A 25116-nucleotide genomic window follows, 5' to 3' on the forward strand; every position below is an offset into this window, starting at 1 on the left:
AAAAACCTACGTCTGGTAACAGATGTAGGTTTTTTATTAAGCTCAAAATATCAATTGAGACATTCTGAGCTTATAAATTAAAGCTTATTTAGCAGCTTCAATTGCTTTTAATACTTCGGCTTTAGCAACATCAGCACCTTCCCAACCACTGATTTTTACCCACTTACCTGGTTCTAAATCTTTATAGTGACTGAAGAAATGCTCAACTTGGCTAATCAATAACGGAGGAAGATCTGTATATTCCTTCACGTCTTTGTAAAGTGGAGATAATTTTTCGTGTGGAACAGCGATTAATTTCGCATCAATACCACCGTCATCTTCCATGTTTAATTTGCCCACTGGACGGCAACGAATGACTGAACCAGCAGCAACAGGATGTGGAGTTACAACAAGTACGTCTAATGGGTCGCCATCTTCAGACAAAGTATTTGGAACATAACCATAGTTCGCTGGATAGAACATTGCTGTACCCATGAAACGGTCTACAAACAATGCATCAGAATCTTTGTCAATTTCATATTTAATTGGTGCTGCATTTGCAGGAATTTCAATGATGACATAGATGTCATTTGGCGCATCTTTACCTGCTGGGATATTGCTGTAACTCATATCAATACTCTTTCGTTATGAAGTCAGATGTAAAATCCACTCGATTATAGCGTGGATATCATCAAAATGATGCCGATTATACAATGGGCACACGCGAAAGTTGATATGAATGGTGACAGAATGACACTCAAGTCAGTTTAATCGTGACCACAAGTAAGAAGATTGGACACAATATAGATAAGAACCAAACAATCGAGCGCAAAGTTGCCCAATTACTTAAATAGCAAATACCATAAATAACTCTTAAAATAATATATGCCCAACCTAATCTCAAAATAAAATATTCCGGAACAACCATATATTCAGCCATTAAAATAGCAGTTAAGAATAAAGGTAGGCTTTCAAAGCTATTTTGTTGTACGGCATTAGCGCGAGCAGCAAGGCCTGTTGTTTTAGCCAAAAAAGCTCTCGGGTTTTGATTATCGACGGGCTGAAAACCACCTGTAAATTTTGCAATTACGGTAAATGCGTATGGCAGCAAACATGCCACTAAAATAATATAGATAATGCCGCTGATGCCCTGCATAGTGCCATCCATCACTGAAAATACTGTTGATCATGCTATCATAACATTGCGTTTTTACCTGAAATTTTATGCAATCACTTGTCATCACTGATTAATAGGGCCATGTATGCAACAATCTGATCAAAAAGAATTGTTTGAAGTCTTAGAGAAGCAAAAACAAAATCAACTTCAGGTAGACCGTATATTAAAAATCGTACTTCCTATTGTCGCTTTTTTATTGAGTGTGATTTGTGCAAATCTAAATTGGCAATCGACATTGGGCACCTTTATTATTTTAACAATTACTTTTATTGCAGTCGGTATTAAACGACTTCCTTTATGGCATTGGTTAATTGTGATTACTCTATATTGCCTAGCAGATAATTATTTAAGTTATGGTCAGCTCGATTTAACTCATCTGCGTTTGCAATTGGGCACAATGCTAGTTTTTGTTGGGATGGTAGGAATTGGTCGTCCTTACATAGACCGCTGGTTTATGAAGAGCCACAACAAAATGTAAAAACAAAAAAAGCGCCCTAAGGCGCTTTTTTATTAACTTTTTAGGCTGGCTTACGTAAGTCTTTACGTAAAATTTTGCCTACGTTTGATTTAGGTAATTCATCCATAAACTCAACATAACGAGGACGCTTATAACCTGTTAAGTTCTCTTTAGCAAAGCTCAAAATTTCTTCAGTCGTTAAACTTTGATCTTTTTTCACAATAAAGAGTTTAGGAACTTCACCTGATTTTTCATCTGGAACACCAATTGCAGCAACTTCCAATACTTTTGGATGTTTAGCAATAATTTCTTCGATTTCACTTGGATACACGTTAAAACCAGAAACCAAAATCATATCTTTTTTACGATCTACAATTTTGACATATCCACGGCTATCCATAACGCCAATATCGCCTGTACGGAAGAAACCATCTGCTGTCATGACCTTAGCTGTCTCGTCAGGGCGGTTCCAATAACCTTTCATCACTTGAGGACCGCGAATCGAGATTTCACCTTGCTCACCTAAAGCAACTTCATTACCGTCATCATCTAAAATAGCAACTTCTGTCAAAGGCAATGGAATACCAATGGTGCCGCTAAATTCAGTAGAAGCTGGAGGATTTGCAGTTGCGACTGGAGAAGTTTCAGACAAGCCATAACCTTCAATAATGGTTGTACCAGTAATTTTCTTCCAAGCCTCTGCTGTAGAAGGTAAAACTGCCATACCACCGCCCATCGCCATTTTTAAATTGCTATGGTCCAGTTGTTTAAACTCTTCATTATTCACTAAAGCATTAAATAATGTATTTACTGCAGGAAAAAATGATGGCTGATATTTACGTAATTCGTTAATCACGGCAGGTAAATCACGTGGGTTAGGAATCAAGATATTTGCCTGACCTTTATACATACCGTACATCGCGCAAACCATGAACGCAAAAATATGATAAAGCGGTAATGCGCAAACAATGCGGTCACCTTTGGCACCATCATTAGCACCAAATTTACTCTGGAAAATACCGTCACATTGTAAAAGGTTTGCGACCAAATTGCGGTGTGTCAGTTCTGCACCTTTTGAAACCCCTGTAGTACCGCCAGTATATTGAAGTACGGCAGTATCGCTTAAAGTTAAATTCGGGCGCTTATAATTACTTGGGCTTTCTTTATTTAATGCTGCATTAAATTTAACGTACCCAGGAATATTCCAAGCAGGAATTTGCTTACGTACTTTACGTAATACAAAATTTACCAACGTACCTTTAAGCGTACCCAGCATATCCCCTACTGTAGCAACCACAACGTGCTTGACAGGGGTTTTACCTAAAATGCTCTGGTAAACACTAGCAAAGTTTTCGATAATCACGAGCACTTCTGCACCCGAGTCATTTAATTGATGCTCAAGTTCTCGTGCCGTATAAAGTGGGTTTACATTCACTAGAACTAAGCCCGCACGCAAAACAGCTAATGCCACCACAGGATTTTGCAATACGTTTGGCATCATTACTGCAACACGAGTCCCTTTTGCTAACCCCAAATTTTGCAAATAGGTCGCGAACTTACGACTTGCAAGTTCTAACTCGTTAAATGACATTGCCTTATCCATGAAGATAAAAGCATCACGAGAACCAAACTTTTGGAAATTATTCTCAAAAATATCAACTAGTGAGGTATTTTCCGCAGGCAATGCTACTGTTTCTGGAATCCCTGTCTTTTGGTATTCTGCAAACCAAATTTTTTCCATAATGCCATTATCTCCGATTCGTAATCCTTAGTAATAACTGTTATTCAATGCCCCAGCTATTCTTTAGCTTCTTGGTGCCAGAACATATTTAAAACTTATTGGCACATTCATGACACTTCGAACAAGATTATGAGACAGAAGTTTTGACAATTTGACCCTGTCAAATTTTTTTATATGGAGTACAAATTACGTACTCCAAATTGCTGTCCTTTTAATCGTTATTCAATACCAACAAGTTCAGTTCATTGCTTGAACATGTTGCCATATATAGCGTATTTATGTTGCCCGACGCTAGCTTTATCTCTGAATCAACAGTTTATTTGCTTTTTGATATCCACGTGGTAAGAGGTGTCCTTTTGAAGCACGTTTACCCATGTATTTTTGTAGATCATCACCTTTTAGTTTTAGATGTTGTTGACCTGCAACCACCTGAATTATTTCATCTAAGTTCAGGGTTGTCATGGATAAAATCTGCTCTTTTGCTTCAAGTTGTATCAACTTATTACCTTTACCCTTATTTAAATTTGGTAGTTCTGCCAAATCAATAATTAAGAGTCGACCTGCTGAGCTGAGCACAGCTAAATGTGTCATGTTTTGGGCAGATACTAACGGCAAAGCTTTTGATTTTTCAGGAACCGACAAGAATGTCTTTCCTGCTTTGGCATTAGTATCTAGCTGTTTGGTTTGAGTTTTGAATCCATAACCTGATGAGCTAGCAGCAATAAGTTCTGAATCTTCATCATCTAAATAGACCTGAATAAACGCGACTCCACTTGCAGGAGCAAGTTTCGAACTTAATGGCTCGCCTAAACCTCTTGCTGATGGCAGACTGCTAATAGGCAAGGCGTAACTACGCCCTGTCTCATCAAGAAAATAAATTCGTTGATTGGTTTTACCCACCGCATGACTTAAATATTGGTCACCAGCACGATAGTTTAAATTCTCTGCATCAACATCTGCACCTTTTGCAGCACGAATCCATCCTGCTTCAGATAAAACCACCGTTACTGCTTCAGCTGGCATTAAATCTTGTTCTTTAATCTGAACAGCTTCAGCACGCGCCACGATTGGAGAACGGCGCTCGTCACCAAACTTTTTCGCATCTTCCTTTAATTCACCAATAATCAGATTTTTTAAAGATTCTGGATTTTCGAGTTGTTCACGAATAATCGCTGCTTTTGCGGAGAGTTCATCCTGCTCTTGACGGATTTCCATCTCTTCAAGTTTTGCTAAATGACGTAACTTGAGTTCTAAAATTGCTTCTGCCTGTATCTCATCAATTTTGAAATGTTCCATCAGTACAGGTTTTGGCTGATCTTCTTCACGAATAATACGAATAACTGTATCAATATCGAGATAAGCAATTAAAAGACCTGCCAAAATATGTAGGCGTTTTTCAATTCGGTTTAAATGATATTCCAAACGGCGAGTAACCGTTTTTTTACGGATTTCAATCCACTCAAGTAAGATACGTCGAATCGACTTAACCTGAGGACGACCATCTTCACCAATCATGTTTAAATTAACACGATAACTCGATTCTAAATCCGTAGTTGCAAATAGGTGGCTCATCACTGCTTCAGCATCAATACGATTAGAACGAAGTACAATCACTAATCGTGTTGGGTTGGCATGATCTGACTCATCACGCACATCCACCACTAGAGGCAGCTTTTTAGCCTGCATTTGATCGGCAATTTGAGTAATTACCTTCGAGCCCGATACTTGATACGGTAATTCCGTAATCACGATTTCATTTTTTTCAATAGTGTAAACCGCTCGCATGCGGTAACTACCACGCCCCGTAGTCTGGATTTTGAGTAATTCTTCTGGCGGAGTAATAATTTCAGCTTTTGTTGGTAAATCCGGCGCTGGAATATATTCAGCTAATTTCTCGTCTGATGTTTGCGGGTTACGAATTAAGGCAATTGTCCCTTTAATCACTTCACGTAAATTATGTGGCGGAATATCGGTCGCCATACCAACCGCAATACCAGTTGTACCATTAAGCAAAATGTTAGGAACTCGTGCCGGCAAGGTAATTGGTTCTTTTAAAGAACCATCAAAGTTATCTTGCCATTCACTCGTACCTTGCCCTAACTCACTTAGCAATAATTCACTGTAGGCAGAAAGTTTTGCCTCGGTATAACGCATCGCTGCAAACGATTTAGGGTCATCTGGTGAACCCCAGTTCCCTTGACCTTCAATTAGAGGATAGCGATAACTAAATGGCTGAGCCATCAATACCATGGCTTCATAACATGCCGAATCACCATGCGGATGGTATTTACCAAGTACGTCACCCACAGTACGAGCCGATTTTTTTGGCTTACCACTGCTTTTTAAGCCCAACTCGCTCATGGCGTAGACAATACGGCGCTGTACAGGCTTTAAGCCATCACTGATATGTGGCAATGCACGATCCATGATGACGTACATGGCATAATTCAGGTAAGCCTGTTCAGTAAATTCGGCTACAGAGCGGTTTTCTGTCGCTTGATGCGCAAGGCTGGTCATAGTCAGCTTATCTTCCAAATCAGTCGTTATTTTAAGTGAGTCTTATGCTAAGTGGGCTATGTTACAGACACAAGAGGGACTCTGTCACCTGAGCGTCAAATTATGTCTCATCTCTCTATATTTTTAGTTACTTGCTATAAAGTTAGGCAAACTAGAGGCCTATCGATTCTAGTCTTTTACCTTGGGTTTCTTCACCTAATATTAAAATTACAGCTGCAACCAAAAGTAAAACAATAGTAAACATCATAAAAACATGGCTAAACCCATTCTTGGAAACCATCATATGAGTGACGACTATCGGTGCCAAAATTCCACCTAAACGCCCCATTGCCGATGCCCAGCCTGAACCAAAAGCCCGAATGTTGGCTGGATATTGCTCTGGTGTATAGGTATATAACACGCCCCACGCACCCAAATTAAAGAATGACATGAGACAGCCCCAAAACATAATGCTATTTACACTATCGGCTTGTCCAAAGAAATATGCAGACAAGGCACAAAAACCGATAAACGCAGCGAGCGTAATTTTTCTACCTAAACGCTCTACAAACCATGCTGCTGCTAAGTAACCCGGTAGCTGAGCCAAAATCATAAGCAACACATATTCAAATGATTTGACAATATCATAGCCCTGTTTCACTAATAAACTTGGTAGCCATGTAAAGATGCCATAGTAGGAATACACAATTCCAAACCAGATCAGCCAAAGCATTAAGCTTCTACGAGCAAATTGACCACTCCAAAGTTGTTTAAAAGAGACTTTTTGTCGCATGGCTACAGGCACGACTTCAATGTGGTGAACAATTTGAACGCCTGCTTGAGCTTCTAATTTTTGAACTAAGACGTGTGCTTCTTCAACACGTCCACGGTTAATCAAGTAAGGTATCGATTCAGGGAGTTTTTTCCAAATTACTAAAATATAAATCAGTGGGAGGCCACCCATAAGAAAGGCAATATGCCAACCAAATTTAGGAATAATAAAATAAGAAATGAGTGCAGCAACTAACCAGCCCAACCCCCAAAAACTTTCGAGTAGTACGATAAAACGGCCACGTACATGTGCAGGTATATATTCACTCACCAATGTCACTGCAACGGGTAACTGTCCACCAAGTCCAAGACCAACAATAAAACGAAAAATTAGTAACCACTTTAAGTCTGGAGCAAAAGCACATAAGGCAGTCGCAATGCTATAGATCGCCATGGTAACAGCAAATATTGTCTTACGGCCAAAGCGGTCTGCTAACGCCCCTGAGCAAACAGCACCAATAGCCATTCCTACAAAACCAATACTCACAATCCAACCGCTTTCGGCTGGTGTTAATGCCCAGTCTTTAACAAGCGTTGTCATGATAAAAGCAATGATACCAGTGTCCATCGCATCAAACATCCAACCTAAACCAACCACCCACAATAGTGTGTAGTGAAATTTGCCAATTGGAAGATTTTGTATACGTGAAACCAGATCCATAGGAAAAACTCTACTGGAAAAATAAGTGAGCAAGACAATATATTTAATTGTTATATCATGCCCACATCGAATTCTGCATGATTAATGTTCGTCGGTTGAAGAAGCCGATTCTGCATCATCATCTTTATAAATAAATTTAGGCATTTCTAAGCCAAAATAAATTGCAATCAGACGTAAGGTAAAACCAAAAACCAAGGTTGAAATGACAGTTAGCTCTAAACTTAATCCTAAATCCTGACAGACCCAGTAACAGATGACTGCCACAAAAGAGATACTCGCATAGAGTTCACGACGAAAAACGAATGGGACATCGTTACATAAAATATCACGTAAAATACCGCCAGATACTCCAGTCAACACCCCAGCTACTGCTGATACGACAAAACCATGTCCCATTTGTAGGGCGATCTGGCAACCAATAATTGTAAAACCAATCAAGCCTAAAGCATCAAGTACTAAAAAGATGTTATGTAGATGACGCATCCATTTGGCAATAATAATCGTGACAAATGCAGCACAGCAGGTCAGAACCAAATATTCTGGATGTTTTACCCAAGTTAAAGGATAGTGACCAAGCAATACATCTCGCACAGAACCACCACCTAAAGCAGTTACACAGGCAATCAGTACGACACCGAACCAGTCCATACTCCGTCGACCAGCAGATAATGCACCTGTCATGGCTTCCGCAGTAATCGCAATAATATAAATAACGGTGAGTAACATCGCCCTTTCCCTCAGGCCAAACAGTGGGCGTATTTTAAGATAAACTTAGAGAAATTGTGCACAGCATTGCTTAAATTTTTTTCCTGAACCACATATACAAGGTTGTTTCATCGTGACCTTCATATCAACCGTTGGGTCGAGGAAAAACCATTTTTGCTGGTGATAAACAAAATGTGAAACCTCATGATGAATTTGGGCTTTTTGTCCATCATGATAATGAGCCTTGAACTCAACCTGTGCATGGGTTTTATCTAATTTTTCGTTGGCGTTAACCACCTCTAAACCCAACCATTGATTTTGTTTGCTCCACTCTGCGATAGCATCTTTATCAAGTGCTGTTTGCTGCCCTAAAGCAGTCGTTTGCACAATATAATCAATTTGCTGTAATGCGAAAGCGCTATAACGTGAACGCATAAGCTGCTCTGCCGTTAGTGCTTTGGCTGTGCCTAAATGCAAAGGCTCACAACACTGTGTATAGCTGCCTTTTCCACATGGACAAGTTTGTTGGGTCATTTAGTGCTTCTCAAATAAAAAATAGCTCAGAGTTGAGCTATTTTATGATGTTTCTAGACTTAAAAGATCATTTAATCTTTTGATTCATCTTGTTCGATAGAAACAATATGAACTTTTTCAATTTTATGACCTTCCATGGTAATCACTTCAAAGCGATAACCATCCGCCTCAACAGCTTCACCATTTTCCGGTAAACGGCCTAAATGGAACAACAAATAGCCAGACAAAGTTGAATACTGTTCACTTTCGTCAACGAGATCACGACCTAATAAAAGTGATACGTGGCGAATGTCAGTCGAACCTTCAAGCATTAATGAACCATCTGCCAAGCTTTCAGCAGCAGCGTCTAACTCATCTTCATCAGGGAATTCACCAGCAATTGCTTCTAAAATATCAATTGGTGTTGCGATACCTTCGATGGAACCATATTCATTTAATACGATCGCCATTTGCAAAGGTGCTTGACGCAATTGCTCCATCACCATAAGCACTTGAGCATTTTCATGCACAATCACAGGTTCACGTAGATGCTTTTGGAAATCAATTACCCCTGTTTCAATAAAGTTGTTTAAAACTTTATGCGTAAGCGCAATACCCTCAATATTATCAAGTTCACCGCGTGCAACGATCAAACGAGAATGTGTCATCGACATTAAACGTTCTTTTAAAACTTCAGGCTCATCGTCTAAGTCAATCCACTCAAGTTCAGGGCGTGGAGTCATAACAGACTTTACAGGGCGCTCTGATAAACCAAGCACACCTTGTACAAGCACACTGTGATAAGCGCCATTTTCTTCGTCAAAAACCTCATCTGCAAAAGCTTGCGTCGCCAATACATCTTCTTTATCAGAAGATTGAGTATCTGAAGAACCACTGTTTTTGCTGCCTAACATACGTAAAACCGCAGAGGCAGTGCGATAACGCAAGTCTGTGGTTGTAACTAGCTTTTCCTGATTGCGACGCATGCTCTGATTGATAACTTCCACCAAAACTGAGAAGCCAATTGCAGCATATAAGTAGCCCTTCGGAATATGGAAACCAAAACCTTCCACGACCAAAGAGAAACCGATCATCATCAAGAAGCCAAGACATAGAATGACAACTGTTGGATGTTTATTGACAAAGTCCATGAGGGGTTTGGATGCCCACAACATGATACCGACCGCAATAACAACCGCAACCATCATCACTGACAGCTCTTTCACCATACCAACAGCTGTAATCACACTGTCTAATGAGAATACGGCATCCAGTACAACAATCTGGACAATAACCATCCAGAACGCTGCATGAACAGGATTATCTTCTTTATGGAGTTGTTTTCCTTCCATTCGTTCATGCAATTCCATGGTGCCTTTAAATAATAAGAACACACCACCGAACAACAAGATCAAATCACGACCAGAAAATGGATGATCAAAAATATGGAAGAGTGGCTCAGTCAGTGTCACGACCCAAGCAATCGAGGCTAAGAGTACAAGACGCATTCCTAACGCGAGCACCAAACCGATTATACGGGCTTTAGCTCGTTGCTCTGGCGGTAATTTCTCAGCCAAAATCGCGATAAAAACGAGGTTATCGATCCCCAATACAATTTCAAGAACGATTAAAGTTGCTAAACCCACCCACGCAGACGGATCAGACATCCATTCAAAGATCATCGATCCTGCTCCTGTGTTGTTTGAATTTTATCTTTATTTGGCAACACAACAGGCGCGCCTTCACAAAGTGAGGAAAATGTTTTTTTAAGACAAGAAATTAAAACGGAGCGACTACAACCACTACCCATATTTGTTCATATGTTGTTAAACGAATTTTTAGTATAGGCAAGATTTAACATAAATTCATCATTTTTATTTGTTCATGATTAGCATTCACCAAACCCATACAAAACATGACTCTTTCTTATAAATCTGCTTATAAAGTTGTCATATCTTTTGCTTAGTGTAGACAAGAAATATGAACGTGATAAGGTGAAAATAAAGCAATGAATAGCGTATTAACAATGGCAGTAAATGATTCACCAATAACAGCTGTAAAAACAAAACAACCTCTTATTGCATTATATTGTGGTTCACGTGCAGGAAATAATCCAATTTACCGAGAAAAAGCAATTGAACTTGCTCATGGAATTGCTGACCAAGGTTTTGGTTTAGTCTACGGCGGTGCCAGTATCGGCTTAATGGGACAAGTCGCAGATAGCGTTCTCGCAAACGGCGGAGAGGCTGTCGGTGTAATCCCTGAATTTATGCTTGATTATGAAGTCGCACATGCAGGTCTAACTGAATTACATGTGGTCGAAACTATGCACGAACGTAAAGCCATGATGGCAGAACGCGCGAGTGCATTCATTGCATTACCAGGTGGTTTAGGGACATTTGAAGAAATATTGGAAATTGCTACTTGGGGCCAACTCAACCAACACCAAAAGCCCATGATTTTATATAACGTAAATGGCTTTTATAATGCATTAATTGCCCAATTGGACCATGCAGTACAAGAAGGTTTCCTCCCCCTTCAGCACCGAGCTAAATTAATTGTCTGTGATGATGTTGACCAAATTTATAACGTCATTAAAAACTTAAAAATGCCAAAAAGATTTGTTGTCTAGTTGTCCACCTACTCTATTTAAAAAGCGGTTCTGCCGCTTTTTTTATTTTAACTATTTTCACCTCTGCCTTCAAAAGAACTTAGATTTAGTAAAGGGGTATTCAACATTGGCTTACTTCTTTTAAATTCAATTTGTTTTACACTAGACCAAAACGTTAATTTTCAAATGTTATGAATGCCACGCCGACACACCAAGCTTTGCAACCTGAATATCGACTACTCGTTCTTTTGGTTTCTATTGGCTTTTTTATGCAGGCCTTGGACACAACCATTGTAAATACTGCTATTCCTGCGATGGCTCATCATCTAAATGAAGATCCTTTACGCATGCATAGTGTAGTGGTGGCCTATGTATTATCGGTTGCTGCCTGCATTCCTCTAAGTGGATGGTTAGCAGACCGCTTTGGTGTTAGAAATATTTTCTTGTCGGCAATCGTAATCTTTACTCTGGCTTCTTTAGGTTGTGGTCTTTCTCAGAGTCTCAATGAGCTGTTATTTTTCCGAGTCATCCAAGGCATAGGCGGCGCCTTACTACTTCCTGTTGGCCGATTATCACTTTTAAAAATTATTCCTCGAACTCAGTTCTTAGCTGCAATGAGCTTAATGAGCCTTGCAGGTTTACTCGGGCCTTTGGCTGGTCCAACTTTGGGCGGATGGTTGGTTGAAGTTGCAACTTGGCACTGGATTTTTCTCATCAATATTCCTATGGGCATACTTGGCATATTAATGACATTGAAAGTCATGCCAAATGTAAAGGAACCCTCAGTCAAAACATTTGATTTGGGTGGCTTCATCTTGTTAGTTGTAGCCATGATCGGATGGTCTTTAGGGATCGAACATCTAGCCTCACCTGAATATTCAAAATGGTTTAGTATTTCGCTATTAGTCGTCGGAATAATCGCAACGCTTTGGTATGCCTATCATTCACATACTCATCAAAATGCATTATTTCGTAGCCGACTCTTTAGAAACAAAATTTATGCGATTGGTATTTTAGGTAATTTCTTTGCTCGCTTTGGTGGTAATGCTTTGCCTTTTGTTTTACCACTCATGCTACAGGTCGCTTTTGGTTTTGAACCCTTTATTGCAGGTTTAATGATGATTCCATTGGTCTTGGGCTCATTATTTTCAAAGCCAATTGTCAGACCTATTATTCAAAAAATTGGCTATCGACGTTTTTTACTCATTAACACAACATTAGTTGGGCTATGTATTGCCTCTTTTGCAATCATGACCGTCGATACTCCAACATGGTTTAGAGCCTTACACTTTTTCTTGTTTGGCACATTAAATTCACTGCAATTTGTTGGCATGAATACATTAACCTTGAAAGACTTGCCTCAACAAGATGCAAGTAGCGGTAATAGTTTCCTATCGATGATCATGATGCTATCAATGAGTATTGGTGTAGCACTAGCAGGTACCCTCATTAATATCTTTACTCAATATTATGGTGCAGACCACGTGACAACAGCGTTTCATGTCACTCTCATTTGTCTCGGTTGTATCAATGTCATTACTGCTTTTATTTTCTGGCAAATTCCAAAGGATGCGTCTGTATAAGCGGTTGCATTTTTAGCATAGTTTCTCGCTCGCGAATCACGCTATGATGTCGACTTCAAATTTTAACGAGTTTTGAATGAGCAAACTGGCTAAAACTTTTTTCACATCACGGCACAATACCCTAATCGGAATTGGCTTAGCTTGTGTTATGGGAGTCTTAGCTTATTTTGGTCTGTTCTATCAACAAAAAGCCGTTGCGCAGGATTATCCGGTGCAAGGGTTCGATGTTTCTCATCATCAAGGTGATGTTAACTGGAAAAAAATATCACCGAAAAAATTCCAATTCGTCTATTTAAAAGCGACCGAAGGTGGTGATTACAAAGATTCAAAATTTCAGGAAAATTGGCTCAAGGCACGTGAACATGGGTTTCATGTAGGTGCTTATCACTTTTATCGTCTATGCCGTGATGGTAAAACGCAAGCTAATAACTTTATTGCGACTGTACCCAACAAAGCCGATGCCCTTCCTCCTGTTATCGATCTAGAATATGACGGTAACTGTATTAATGCGCACACCAAAGAACAATTACTTAAAGAAATAGGCATCATGCATGACCGCTTAAAACAGCACTATGGCAAACAGCCTATCTTTTATATTTCCAAAACTTTTTACCATATTGTATTAATAGGAAGTTTCCCTAATACACCACTTTGGGTCAGAGATTACGAAGGAAAACCTGAGCTGAAAGACAAAAGAAAATGGCTCTTTTGGCAGCATAGTAATCAGGGTAAAATTGAAGGAATCACAAAGTCTGTAGATCTCAATGTTTATGAGGGTTCAGTCAAAGAGTGGCATCAATTTTTACAGCAGCAAGGCATCGTGAAAGCACAATAATATGCGCAAAATCATTCATATCGATATGGATGCCTTTTATGCATCGGTCGAATTGCGAGAGCGTCCTGATCTAAAGCATCTTCCTGTCGTTATATCTTCGCATCATCCGCGCGCTGTAATTGCTGCGGCCTCCTACCCTGCCCGTGAATTTGGTTTGCGTTCTGCTATGTCGATGAGTCAGGCAAGAAAATTATGTCCTCAAGTTGTCATTATTGAACCAAATTTTGAAAAATACCGTACGGTCTCTGCTCAAATTCACTCGATCTTTCAGCAATATACGCTACTTATTGAGCCTTTATCTTTAGATGAAGCTTATATGGATGTCACTGAAAATCTAAAACAGATTGCGAGTGCAACTGAAGTTGCTATGCACATTCGAGAAGATATTTTTAGATTAACTGGGCTTACTGCATCAGCAGGTGTGGCACCAAATAAGTTTTTGGCAAAAATTGCTTCGGATTGGAACAAACCTAATGGCTTATGTGTAATCAAACCTTCGCAAGTTGCTACTTTTATTCAAGACCTTCCACTTAAAAAGATTCCTGGTGTGGGTAAAGTCACTCAGGAAAAATTACAACAGCTTCAGCTACATACCTTAGGTGATTTACAGAAAGTTGAAGAAGCTGTTTTAGTTCATCACTTTGGTAAATATGGACAACAACTCTATCTATATGCTCAGGGCATTGACCATAGACCTGTTCAAGCTGAAAGAGCTCGCCAACAAATTTCGAAAGAGACAACTTTTGACAGTGATTTTACTTTGGCTCAATGCCAGCCCTATTGGCAGGGATTAGCCGAAAAAGTATGGCAAACACTAGAGAGAAAACAGCTCAATGCACGTGGTGTGAATATCAAACTTAAGCTCAAGAATTTTCAAACTTTACAACATAGTAAAAGCTTTAAAAGGCCTATCCAGTCACTACAAGACTTAATTCAAGTTTTATTTTTATTATTAAATGAAATGCAGATTCCCGAACATTTCCAGTTTCGCCTGATTGGTATAGGCGTTTATCAATTACAGACACAAGCGGACGACTTCCAGCTTAACCTTTGGTAATTGACTACTTTTCACCCAAAAGAGCAAACTTTAAACAAAATAGACTCCCTTTTACTGAAACTTTAGAGTAACCTAATCAACGCATATTCATTACCCATGTATTTGCAACATGCCAGAGCAACCTTTACTTTCGGCATATCGTCCTGTGATTGGCGTGACGACCAAATCCGAATATTGCAGGGCTCTTCTGATACATGGCTTAGATATCCCTTCATCACAATAATCTACTGAAATTCTTTTCGACTTGCTTGCACCGACCTAGCAACTCTTCATAAAATCAAAACTATTAAATAAAACCACATTAGAGCATTTTATGACGGTAAAGCGTTTACACGTTACTTCACGCTACTGCGAAGTTGCGACTTCAGGTAATTTGGTACACTTAGCTGGGCAACTCGCAGATGATACAAGCGTAGATGTTACAGGACAGACTCAACAAACTTTAGATAATATTGACCGCCTATTGGCAGAAGCTGGCACAGATAAAACCCATATCCTTTCTGTCATGATTTTTTTAAAAGATATTGAAAAAGATTATGCAGCAATGAATGCGGTTTGGGATGCATGGATTAGCGAAGGGCACCCACCAGCACGTACATGTGTAGAATCAAAACTCTATGCACCAGACGTGCTTGTAGAAATGACGGTTGTTGCGGTCCTTCCATAATTTTCATTGATTTTAATCAATAAAAACTGAGCAATATTGATTAGGATAGTGCTCTGTTTTTTATGTTTTTTAGAAGTTTTAATTTCAGCATTTTATTCAAATCTTCTTTAATGAGTCCTAAAATTAAATTGCTATGACATCTAGGTATAGCGTCTAAGACTTCACAAAAGCGTTTGACATTCTTTCTAGCTGCGGTGTCGCATGTAAAGTTGCCAGCTCTGATTCAGGACTCAATAAATCTCTTCTTAAGTCATGATAATCAGGCACACCGCTATAATGCAACACACGATAGCCAGCCAGTTGTAATAAACGACGTTCATATTGTTGATGCGCTCGGCGTAAACCGTTTTCCCCCAGAACAACGACTACAACCACCTGATAATTTTGATCAAGTACAACAAAATCAGCTGCCATATTTTGATATTTTCGACGTGTATGCGCATATTTTGTAGTTAATAATGCATCAAAGGATACATGTGCCAATACTGTAAATTTGGGCAAAACTGTTTGTAGTCTGGTTAAGGTCATTTGCTCATGACTAGTTAACACTGCACGGCGCTTTAAAGCACTATCATGTTGATGCCTTCGTGACAGACTTTTCACTGCCATAACAACAACCAGAAATAGTAATAAGATCGTGATTAAATAATACATGGGTCTAATCCTTTAAGTTTTTTATAATGATTTTGCTAGATCACACTTTGTTTTAATTGATAACGACACAGCCGTTTTTTAAAAGGTTCACTTAGTAATTTCACTTGTAGTTATCAAGCTTGGCTTAAATTTAGCCACCCTCACATTATTTATAATCATAGAGTCAACAACAATCAAGTGCAGCTCGTCAGATTTTAGCTATTTCTCATTATTCGTTACGTTTTTTGTACTTTAAATCCTAAAAAATCTCATTATACGATTTAAATAGTGTCATAAAAAACAAAACAGGCTCTATTTAAGAGCCTGTTTTATCATTATCCACGTGCTTTTGACTTTGGTTTACTTTTCCCACCAAACGGTCTCTTCTCACCTGTTTCACGAGGAGGCAAACCATTATGTTGCGTTAGAACCTGTCCTTTTTGTGGACGCTTCTGATTCGAATGATTATTCGTTTGCTGGTTATTTCGTTTAACCGAATCACCTGCTGTAGACGAATTTTTCTTACGAGCAGACTTATATTCCCCTTCTGTGCCTTTTGGCTGATAAGTCGGAATTAAATGCTGCTTCGAATTACCAATTAAATCTGCACGCCCCATCTCTTTTAAGGCCTCACGAAGTAATGGCCAGTTGTTTGGATCATGATAACGCAAGAAAGCTTTATGCAGACGACGGCGTTTTTCACCTTTTACAATATCAACTTTTTCAGTATAGCGAGCTACTTTAGCAAGCGGGTTTTTACCCGAATAATACATGGTTGTTGCAGTTGCCATTGGCGACGGATAGAAAGTCTGTACCTGATCGGCACGGAAACCATTCTTTTTCAACCAAATTGCAAGGTGCATCATGTCATAATCTGAAGTACCCGGATGCGCAGCAATAAAGTAAGGAATTAAATATTGCTCTTTTCCTGCTTCTTTACTGAAACGGTCAAACATTTGTTTGAAACGATCATACGTACCAATACCCGGTTTCATCATCTTAGATAACGGGCCTTGTTCGGTATGTTCAGGAGCAATTTTTAAATAACCACCAACATGGTGTTGTACTAACTCTTTTACATATTCTGGGTTGAGTACCGCAAGGTCATAGCGCAGACCAGAACCAATTAGAATCTTCTTCACACCTTTAATAGCGCGCGCTTTACGGTAAAGCTGTACTAAAGGCGCGTGATCGGTATGTAAGTTTTGACAAACACCCGGATAAACACAAGAAGGTTTACGACAGTTTTTCTCAATTTCAGGATCTTTACAGTGCAAACGGTACATGTTTGCTGTTGGGCCACCTAAATCTGAAATAATGCCTGTGAAGTTTGGTGCCGTATCACGGATTTTTTCAATCTCACGTAAGATCGAATCTTCCGAACGGTTTTGAATAATACGACCTTCATGTTCTGTAATCGAACAGAACGTACAGCCGCCAAAACAGCCACGCATAATGTTGACCGAGAATTTGATCATATCAAATGCAGGGAAACGCGCATCACCATAAGTAGGATGTGGCAAACGTGCATAAGGTAAATCAAACACATAGTCCATTTCCTCAGTAGTTAGAGGAATTGGAGGTGGGTTAATCCACACATCACGCTCACCATGGCGTTGCACCAACGCACGGGCATTACCAGGGTTGGTTTCAAGGTGCAAAATACGGTTTGCATGCGCATAAAGCACTTGGTCATTCGCCACTTCTTCAAAAGAAGGTAAGCGAATAACCGCCAACTCTCGTGGTGGTAATTTGTGTTTAATTGCTTTTGATGGTGCTGGCTTTAATTGAACGATTTGAGTGTCATCATCGAGTTTGTCGCCTTCACGCACAATCGGATTCGCAACAATCTCTTTTTGGAAATTTTGATACTGAGCTAAAGAGTTACCCTTTTCTTTTTCAACCTCACAGCCATCAATATCTTCTGTCATGACATATGGGTTAATAATTGGGTCAACACGCCCAACTGTATCTACATCATTACTCGCAACTTCAACAAACTTTGCTTTTGATGCTTTGTTATGTTTATTAATAATAAATGCGGTACCACGAACATCAGTAATCTCGTGGATTTTTTCACCTTTAGCCAAACGATGCATTACATCAATAATGGCACGCTCACCATTACCGTACATGAGCAAATCGGCTTTTGAGTCCATCAAAATCGAGCGACGAACTTTATCTGACCAATAATCGTAGTGCGCAATACGACGTAAACTGCCTTCAATACCACCCAATAACACAGGTACATCAGGGAATGCTTCTCGACAACGTTGGCAATAAACTGTTGCTGCTCGGTCAGGACGTTTATTTGGTTCATTATTTGGAGAATAAGCATCATCCGAACGGATTTTACGATCTGCCGTATAACGGTTAATCATCGAATCCATATTGCCTGCGGTTACCCCCCAAGCAATCGTTGGCTTACCTAAAACGCGGAAGCTTTCAACATTAGTCCAGTCTGGCTGTGCAATAATTCCGACACGGAAACCTTGTGCCTCAAGCACACGTCCAATCACACCTGATACAAACGATGGATGGTCGATATAAGCATCGCCACAAACCAAAATAAAGTCACACGCATCCCAGCCGAGTTGGTCCATTTCTTCTCGTGACATCGGCAAAAATGGCGCTGGTTCAAAACACGACGCCCAATATTTGTCGTAATCAAACAACGCTTTTGGCGCAGTTTGCATGGTGTAGGCAGTAGACATGGCTTGCGAATCTCGGCTAGCAGATGAAGGAGAGACATCTAAAGATGAAAGCCGATCATTTTAACATGAATTTCATTCATTTTCCCTGTTTATAAAACATGCGAAAACAACAATATAGAAATTAATTTGATTAAAGTTTATTCAATATTTTATTCTTGCAATAAATACGGCGGAACAAAATCCGCCGCAGTTTTAATTTTTATTTATAGAGCTTAGAACAAAGCTTTTGGCAAACGAATCTGAATAATCTCGTTATCGTCAGCCAGTTTTGCGTTACGTCCTGTCGAACCAGGGAAGTTATTATCATTGAAAACGGTAAGCGTTGTGCCATTTTCAATAATCACATCTTCAATGGTTTCAAATGGAAAAGCAAAAACCTGTCCCGTACCAATATCCCCTGCTCTAGCTGCGCCATACAGCATATTCGGGTTAGCAATTTTAATTAAATCGACTAAATCTTCACGGCTTACTAGCTGGCCTGACTCATTCAATTTAATACGAATTAATTTTTTATAGCCGCCTAAATTATTCTGCGTTGCATCACGTTCAATAATAATGCCTTCCTTATCATTAAAGAGTTGGAAGTCACCAATATTGGTTGCCTTGCTGTCTAGCTGGAACCAATAATATTTCCCTGTATACGCTTTTTTCTTCACATCAAATTGAGAAATCAATAATTGTCTTTCCGTTTCTCGAATTGACTTAATTGGCTTTTCTATAAGTGGGTAAAGATACTGTCCATCTGGTGAAATTGCCATTCCTTCAAAACCACCACTTTGCTGAACTAGAGGTTCTACAAAATTAATTTGCGCTTTATTAAATTGATTTTGTGGTGAACGTAATTCTTGAGTCGGATTTAACGGATTTGGCAGAGCAATCGGCGCATCTAATAACACGCCATCTGCTGAAAAATGAAGTAAATAAGGTCCAAACTCATCTCCAATCCAGTAGGTCCCGTCACTAGTACGTTGCATTGATTCTGGATCAAAATCAGCACCCGTTAATAAACGCTCAGCTGTATCACCATTCACGATATTAAATGGAATTAATTTATTCGGATCACGCAGTTGGATAAAGCTTTGTACAGTAACTTGGCTCGTGCCTTTAGCTTTAGTTTTGAAATCCGGCTTTATTTTATAAATACGAAGTAAAAAGTCTGCTGAATTATCTTGAGTTCCAAAACCGTTATCGGCCATTGCCATATAACTGCCATCTTCATTTTTTAATGCAGCAGAAAAGCCTTGTACAGGTTGACCTTTAAATGGAGGATAAATTCCATTTGCACCTTTCACATATGCACCAGAGTCTGGACCAGCAGCATAAGTTTCTACAGGTAATTTAGCAAAAGAAATTAAGGTTGGTTCGGTAACGTTTTCAGTAGGTGAAGTTTGTTCTTGGTCGTTATCATCATTACATGCCGCCAATCCTAAACTGGCACAGCATAATAATACCGCTAATGTTTTTTTGCTCATGGTTTTATACAGTTGGTAAAAAATTAAGCAAATTTAATCAAGCTTATATGAAGTTTTTACTTCAAAAAGATGAAATCTTTATGGCGAAAATATGACAAGACCAACTATTTAATACAACCTCAAAAATTAGACCTCTTTGCTAAAAACTGCTTAAAGTTTTGTTGGCTGATATTCTCCAGCAATTGCTGCTTTTAAAAATTTTTGGAAAGTTGGACATTCCATATGATTTTCGGCAGGACATACAGCAGCGTGTTCTAATCCTTGGCTGATAAAATGCAATCGCTTTGCCATTTGCTCTAATTGTTGAGCTTTATCTTTTAATTTTTGCCGGTCAAGCTCAGGCTTACCATCTTGCCCAAACATTGTTGCGATTTCATTTAAGGAAAAACCCGCAGCACGACCTAAAGAGATTAATGCCAATTGATCAATGACCTGCTTGCCATATTGTCGACGTAAGCCTTGCCGCCCTATCGATTTAATTAATCCTTTCTCTTCATAAAAGCGTAGCGTTGCAGTTGTGACTTTTGCCTTTTTAGCAACTTCACCAATATCCATAATAGCCTCTTGACTTCAAGTGAACTTGAACTTGCACAATAAATTTATCACGTTTCATACGTATAAAAGCAAGGTGTAAAATGAATATCTCTACGTTGTTCTTTCAAGCTTTATGTCTTGGTATTGGTGCAACTATATTTATGGATATCTGGCTATTAATATTAAAGATGTTCAAAATTCCGACCTTAAATTTTGCCTTCCTCGGCCGCTGGGTTGGTTGGATATTTCAAGGGAAACTCATCCATCAATCTATTGCAAAAAGCCCTCAAATTAAGGGTGAATATTTATTGGGTTGGATTGCTCACTATAGTGTTGGGATTATCTTTGCATTGAGTTTTCTTTTCATGATTGGTTCAACCTGGCTTAGCCAACCTCAGTTTTATTCAGCACTTCTATTTGGTGTAGTCACCGTCCTCATTCCATTTTTTATTATGCAACCTGCGATGGGTAGTGGCTTTGCTTCATCAAAAACACTTCATCCTTTTTTGAACTGTCTAAAAAGTTTGATAAACCATAGTGTTTTTGGTTGTGGCTTATATCTCACTGCAAAACTATTTCAAATTTAAATAAAGAGGAGACTGCTCATGAAAACTGTTGCCATTATTTACCATAGCCGCCAAGGTCACACCCAATTTATTGCTCAGCAAATTCAAACTGGTATTTTGAGCCATAAAAATATGAAAGCAGATTTACTCAATACTGAAGATATTATCAACAGCCCAGAAATTCTCATCCAATATGACGGCTTAATTTGGGGATCCCCCACTTATTTAGGTGGTGTATCTTCCAAGTTAAAACAACTCATGGACGCAACTGGTCCATTATGGAAAAAACAAAGTTTTAAAGGAAAATTAGCGGCTGGATTTACCGTTTCATCTCTTCCTGCTGGTGATAAACAATCGACGTTAATTTCGATTTTCATCTTTTGTATGCAACACGGCATGTTATGGGTCGGTAATCCAATCATGCCTGAACAGCACCAAGGCATTCCTTATACGCAAGCAGCCAATCGTCTCGGTTCATGGTCAGGCTTAATGGCTCAAGCTGAACCTGGCAGTAATGCAGATGGTTTTGATGAAGGAGATATTAAAACTGCTCAACAATTTGGAGAAAATTTTGCATTGACCTTAAATGCTTATCAAGGAATATAAGGCCATGAAAGCACAGAAACTTTTATTCCTCTTAATTTTATCAGGAATGATGTCTTTTATAGTTTCAGGTATTTCAACTTTCAAGGCTGTAGGGCTAAATCATCACTTTGTTTCATTATGGTTATCGGCTTGGATCATTGCATGGATATTAGCTTTCCCAAGTGTATTGATTTGTGCTCCTATAGCCCAGAAATTAGTCGACATCATATTTAAGAAAGTTGAAAAAAATACGCCTGTAAGTTAAAACGTACAAAACTTGCGGTGATTTGCGGATATTCAGCTTTAGTATTTTTTCATAGTATATAAATCATAGAGAGACAGGATGTCTCATTGAAGAAGAATAAGAACGCAGGAAGCGGTAGTTGACAGGAGTTAGCTACATAAAGCTGAATACGAAGAAACCTCGACAGGATGTCGGGGTTTTTTCATTTTAATTATACAAAATTCTTACTTTTTAGATGTGCTGAGCAACAGAACTTATATTGATCTGATAAGTACGGCTGAATACCATCATTTCATTTAAAATTTGATTATTGGTTTTGTATTTTGCTTACCTCATCTTTAGCTCAAGATCATTTTGAACCATCACAATTACAGCGCTTTAGTCTCAAATTTTTTATTATTGCATTGATGACAATAATAACAGGGTGTACAAGCTTAGGACCTAACAGTGGCTCATTTTCTTGGCGCTCTAATAAGCTCTCATCAGGCTTACAAAAAGCTTATTCTGTTCCAGCGAGCACAGCCAATCGGCTATCTCCAATGATTATTCAAAGTGCTGACCAATATAATGTCCCCCCTCTTTTACTCGCAGCAGTGATCAGGCAAGAGTCTAGTTACAATAGTAACGCTCGCTCTCCTACTGGCGCCGTAGGTTTAACTCAAATTATTCCGAGTTATTGGCAACAAACTTGTGCGGGGAATTTATATGATGAAACCACTAATATTCAATGTGGTGCTTATATTTTGAATCACTATTATCAGTCAGCTGATAGTTGGTTCAAGGCAACAGCTTATTATAATGTGGGACCGACTGGATATGAGCGAAGCTTCTGGACACGACACAAAGCAAAAAAATATGCTCGATCTGTGAAACGTCATCAGAAAACTTTAAAAAGTGCTTTATAAATTAAAATCAAATAAAAAAAAGCCCATCTATTAATGGGCTTTTTTATATAGTTAATTTTATTCGTCAAATAAACCTTCAAATAAAACAGAAGATAAATAACGTTCCCCGCTATCAGGAAGAATAACAACTATTGTTTTATCAGCATTTTCAGGACGCTCTGCAATTTTAGCTGCAGCAGCCAATGCAGCTCCACTTGAGATACCTACCAAAATACCTTCTTGAGTTGCACAGTTTCTTGCCCATTGAATTGCTTCTTCACTACTCACTGGTAAGACTTCATCAACCAAATCTAAATCAAGATTTTTTGGAATAAAATTTGCACCAATCCCCTGAATTTTATGAGGTGCAGGCGTAATACTTTCACCATTTTTGGTTTGAGTAATAATTGGAGACTCAGCAGGTTCAACTGCTACTGAGTACAATGGCTTATTTTGGACCTTTTCAAAATAACGAGAAATACCCGTTATCGTACCTCCAGTACCTACGCCAGCAACTAAAATATCAACCTGCCCACCTGTTGCTTGCCAAATTTCTGGGCCAGTTGTGTCCACATGAATTTGTGGATTGGCTGGGTTTTCGAATTGTTGAGGTAAGAAATAAACATCTGGTTGCTCAGTTGCTAATCGTACCGCTTCATCAACCGCACCTTTCATCCCTTTCGCCGGTTCAGTTAGAACTAAATTAGCACCTAAAGCTTTTAATACTTTTCTACGTTCAAGACTCATGCTGGCTGGCATAGTCAAAGTAATTGGATAACCCTTCGCCGCTGCAACAAAAGCCAATGCAATCCCTGTATTACCACTAGTTGGTTCAACAATATGCATGCCTTCTTTCAACACACCTCTTTTTTCTGCATCTGCAATAAGTGCAGCCCCAATACGGCATTTCACAGAAAAGGCAGGATTACGACTTTCTACTTTCGCTAATACAGTTGCACCAGTTTTAATTAAACGGTTGATACGAACTAAAGGCGTATTACCAATAGCTTCTGCATTATTTGAATAAACTGCGATACCTAAATTATTGGGTATTGGGAATTGCTGATCGGTAGACATGTTATATCCTTATTAGATTTGGAATGATTCTGAATCATTATAGGCTTGTGGAATTAGGAGAAAAGCAGCAAAGATAAAAAATTATAAAAAATAAATATTTTTCAATACCTTAAGTATAAACAATAAAAGTAAATGACCCTTTTAACTCAATGCATCATGACCAAAAAATAATGAGTAAACAAGCATTAATCTTCTACTCCTTATTGCTCACCCAGAATTTGCGCTAATCTCTTTTGGTAATTATTCAAAAAATCCTTTGTTACTCGGAAATGTTCTGTTTCTTCATAGCTCACCTGTTCAATTCCCGATTCCGAAAACTGGTAAATTTTTGCATTTGGGTACGCCAAAAGGATAGGGGAATGTGTTGCAATAATAAATTGGGATTGTGCCCGACATAAACGATCTAAGACTGATAGCGTTGTCATCAGCATGGTTGGCGATAAAGCGGCTTCCGGTTCATCCAAAAGATATAAACCTTGTCCTTTTAACTTCATGGTTAATAGCTTTAAAAATCCCTCCCCATGAGAACGGGTATGTATATCTCCACCGTAACCCGCCAGATAATCTATTTCTTTCATATAAGTTGCCACGTTATAAAAACTTTCGGCCCTTAAAAAATAATAGTCCTGAGGCTTTTTATAGCTTTTTATTGTGCGTAGAGATTGATACAAAACAGAACTGGTGGTAGCCGTATTCAGTTGAACATTGCGTGTCCCGCCTTCTTCCGAAAAGCCTAATGCCAGTGCCAACGCTTCGAGAATAGTGGACTTGCCTGAACCATTTTCCCCAACAAAAAATGTAACATCAGGATGAAATTCAATATTTTCCAAATCATTTACTGCTGGAATAACATAGGGATAACTGGCCCAGTCCAAGCCCTCTGGAGCTTTCAGCTTTATGGCTCTGATATAAGGTTTTTCTTCCATAATACTATTAGAAATCTATTTTCATTCTATAGCATAGTGAATTTTGAGTAGCAATAACATGCTTATACAGTTCTCAACGCCTTAATTTGACGCTTTTCTTATCCATAGAAATTCTACTTTGAAACAGTTAAGCCAAGAATAAGCTCTTAAAACATTTTTCTCACGCAT

General features: G+C 38.9%; 24 protein-coding genes and 1 pseudogene. 10 read left to right on the forward strand and 15 right to left on the reverse strand.

All coding sequences use genetic code 11. The features are described from left to right. Positions 1-84: 84 nt before the first annotated feature. Positions 85-609: an inorganic diphosphatase gene (gene ppa / locus ACXM0J_RS05935; RefSeq protein ID WP_002121243.1), complete on the reverse strand. Its 525-nt coding sequence runs from the start codon at positions 607-609 to the stop codon at positions 85-87. Between the two features lie 127 nt (positions 610-736). Beyond that, entirely contained in the window at positions 737-1135 is a 399-nt protein-coding gene (locus tag ACXM0J_RS05940; protein ID WP_002121258.1) for an MAPEG family protein, read from the reverse strand. A gap of 106 nt (positions 1136-1241) precedes the next feature. On the opposite strand from ACXM0J_RS05940, the gene ACXM0J_RS05945 reads away from it, so the two are divergent. Further along, positions 1242-1634 carry a hypothetical protein gene (locus ACXM0J_RS05945; protein WP_086265370.1) on the forward strand — a complete coding sequence of 131 codons (393 nt, stop codon included), beginning with the start codon at positions 1242-1244 and terminating at the stop codon, positions 1632-1634. A 40-nt stretch (positions 1635-1674) separates the two neighbouring features. Here the strand turns inward: ACXM0J_RS05945 and ACXM0J_RS05950 are convergent, their stop codons facing one another. The 6 genes from ACXM0J_RS05950 to ACXM0J_RS05975 form a co-directional block, all read right to left on the reverse strand. Continuing rightward, positions 1675-3354, reverse strand: coding sequence for a long-chain-fatty-acid--CoA ligase (locus tag ACXM0J_RS05950; protein ID WP_479750330.1), 1680 nt, complete (start codon positions 3352-3354; stop codon positions 1675-1677). A gap of 297 nt (positions 3355-3651) precedes the next feature. Next, complete coding sequence (parC, locus tag ACXM0J_RS05955; RefSeq protein WP_086265372.1) at positions 3652-5871, reverse strand: DNA topoisomerase IV subunit A; 2220 nt, start codon at positions 5869-5871, stop codon at positions 3652-3654. Between the two features lie 151 nt (positions 5872-6022). Continuing rightward, on the reverse strand, positions 6023-7342 hold the full coding sequence (niaP, locus tag ACXM0J_RS05960; RefSeq protein ID WP_086265373.1) for a niacin transporter NiaP: 1320 nt from the start codon (positions 7340-7342) through the stop codon (positions 6023-6025). An 81-nt stretch (positions 7343-7423) separates the two neighbouring features. After that, positions 7424-8068 carry a trimeric intracellular cation channel family protein gene (locus ACXM0J_RS05965; RefSeq protein ID WP_016144082.1) on the reverse strand — a complete coding sequence of 215 codons (645 nt, stop codon included), beginning with the start codon at positions 8066-8068 and terminating at the stop codon, positions 7424-7426. Positions 8069-8113: 45 nt separating this feature from the next. Beyond that, positions 8114-8581: a YchJ family protein gene (locus ACXM0J_RS05970; RefSeq protein ID WP_086265374.1), complete on the reverse strand. Its 468-nt coding sequence runs from the start codon at positions 8579-8581 to the stop codon at positions 8114-8116. Between the two features lie 71 nt (positions 8582-8652). Then, positions 8653-10242, reverse strand: a complete 1590-nt coding sequence (locus ACXM0J_RS05975; RefSeq protein WP_086265375.1) for a TerC family protein — start codon at positions 10240-10242, stop codon at positions 8653-8655. A gap of 326 nt (positions 10243-10568) precedes the next feature. Between ACXM0J_RS05975 and ACXM0J_RS05980 the strand changes: the two genes are divergently transcribed. The 4 genes from ACXM0J_RS05980 (at position 10569) to dinB (ending at position 14646) form a co-directional block, all read left to right on the forward strand. Further along, complete coding sequence (locus tag ACXM0J_RS05980) at positions 10569-11192, forward strand: LOG family protein (RefSeq protein ID WP_032012517.1); 624 nt, start codon at positions 10569-10571, stop codon at positions 11190-11192. A 170-nt stretch (positions 11193-11362) separates the two neighbouring features. Beyond that, positions 11363-12754 carry a multidrug transporter subunit MdtD gene (gene mdtD / locus ACXM0J_RS05985; protein ID WP_086265376.1) on the forward strand — a complete coding sequence of 464 codons (1392 nt, stop codon included), beginning with the start codon at positions 11363-11365 and terminating at the stop codon, positions 12752-12754. Positions 12755-12830: 76 nt separating this feature from the next. After that, positions 12831-13589, forward strand: a complete 759-nt coding sequence (locus ACXM0J_RS05990; protein ID WP_086265377.1) for a glycoside hydrolase family 25 protein — start codon at positions 12831-12833, stop codon at positions 13587-13589. A gap of 1 nt (position 13590) precedes the next feature. Then, positions 13591-14646 carry a DNA polymerase IV gene (dinB, locus tag ACXM0J_RS05995; RefSeq protein ID WP_086265378.1) on the forward strand — a complete coding sequence of 352 codons (1056 nt, stop codon included), beginning with the start codon at positions 13591-13593 and terminating at the stop codon, positions 14644-14646. A gap of 4 nt (positions 14647-14650) precedes the next feature. On the opposite strand, the pseudogene ACXM0J_RS06000 reads toward dinB, so the two are convergent. Continuing rightward, a pseudogene (locus tag ACXM0J_RS06000) lies at positions 14651-14767 on the reverse strand (hypothetical protein). A 192-nt stretch (positions 14768-14959) separates the two neighbouring features. Here ACXM0J_RS06000 and ACXM0J_RS06005 point away from each other — a divergent pair. Then, positions 14960-15313: a RidA family protein gene (locus ACXM0J_RS06005; RefSeq protein ID WP_069122028.1), complete on the forward strand. Its 354-nt coding sequence runs from the start codon at positions 14960-14962 to the stop codon at positions 15311-15313. A gap of 153 nt (positions 15314-15466) precedes the next feature. Here ACXM0J_RS06005 and ACXM0J_RS06010 read toward each other — a convergent pair whose 3' ends face one another. The 4 genes from ACXM0J_RS06010 to ACXM0J_RS06025 form a co-directional block, all read right to left on the reverse strand. Continuing rightward, a complete protein-coding gene (locus tag ACXM0J_RS06010) occupies positions 15467-15967 on the reverse strand; it encodes a DUF2726 domain-containing protein (protein WP_086265379.1) in 501 nt (166 codons plus the stop codon). 314 nt (positions 15968-16281) lie between these two features. Continuing rightward, positions 16282-18660, reverse strand: a complete 2379-nt coding sequence (locus tag ACXM0J_RS06015; protein ID WP_057077470.1) for a YgiQ family radical SAM protein — start codon at positions 18658-18660, stop codon at positions 16282-16284. Between the two features lie 212 nt (positions 18661-18872). Next, a complete protein-coding gene (locus tag ACXM0J_RS06020; RefSeq protein WP_086265380.1) occupies positions 18873-20132 on the reverse strand; it encodes an esterase-like activity of phytase family protein in 1260 nt (419 codons plus the stop codon). 150 nt (positions 20133-20282) lie between these two features. Continuing rightward, positions 20283-20687 (reverse strand): helix-turn-helix domain-containing protein, encoded by a 405-nt coding sequence (locus ACXM0J_RS06025; RefSeq protein ID WP_086265381.1) that lies wholly within the window; start codon positions 20685-20687, stop codon positions 20283-20285. 80 nt (positions 20688-20767) lie between these two features. Here ACXM0J_RS06025 and ACXM0J_RS06030 point away from each other — a divergent pair, with 80 nt between their 5' ends. The 4 genes from ACXM0J_RS06030 to ACXM0J_RS06045 all read left to right on the forward strand — a co-directional run bounded on the left by ACXM0J_RS06030 (position 20768) and on the right by ACXM0J_RS06045 (position 22966). Continuing rightward, complete coding sequence (locus ACXM0J_RS06030; protein WP_086265382.1) at positions 20768-21253, forward strand: DUF2938 domain-containing protein; 486 nt, start codon at positions 20768-20770, stop codon at positions 21251-21253. Positions 21254-21271: 18 nt separating this feature from the next. Beyond that, on the forward strand, positions 21272-21838 hold the full coding sequence (locus ACXM0J_RS06035; protein WP_086265383.1) for a flavodoxin family protein: 567 nt from the start codon (positions 21272-21274) through the stop codon (positions 21836-21838). Between the two features lie 4 nt (positions 21839-21842). After that, positions 21843-22082: a DUF2798 domain-containing protein gene (locus tag ACXM0J_RS06040; RefSeq protein WP_086265391.1), complete on the forward strand. Its 240-nt coding sequence runs from the start codon at positions 21843-21845 to the stop codon at positions 22080-22082. Between the two features lie 302 nt (positions 22083-22384). Then, the gene (locus ACXM0J_RS06045; protein ID WP_214287907.1) at positions 22385-22966 is read left to right on the forward strand and encodes a lytic transglycosylase domain-containing protein; all 582 of its coding nucleotides are present in this window, start codon (positions 22385-22387) and stop codon (positions 22964-22966) included. A gap of 57 nt (positions 22967-23023) precedes the next feature. Here the strand turns inward: ACXM0J_RS06045 and cysK are convergent, their stop codons facing one another. Together cysK and ACXM0J_RS06055 are read right to left on the reverse strand one after the other, a co-directional pair. Further along, complete coding sequence (gene cysK, locus ACXM0J_RS06050; RefSeq protein ID WP_086265385.1) at positions 23024-24022, reverse strand: cysteine synthase A; 999 nt, start codon at positions 24020-24022, stop codon at positions 23024-23026. A gap of 200 nt (positions 24023-24222) precedes the next feature. Continuing rightward, positions 24223-24948 carry an AAA family ATPase gene (locus ACXM0J_RS06055; protein ID WP_086265386.1) on the reverse strand — a complete coding sequence of 242 codons (726 nt, stop codon included), beginning with the start codon at positions 24946-24948 and terminating at the stop codon, positions 24223-24225. Positions 24949-25116: the final 168 nt, after the last annotated feature.

Source organism: Acinetobacter sp. GRABPA_MV_2 (assembly GCF_056725885.1).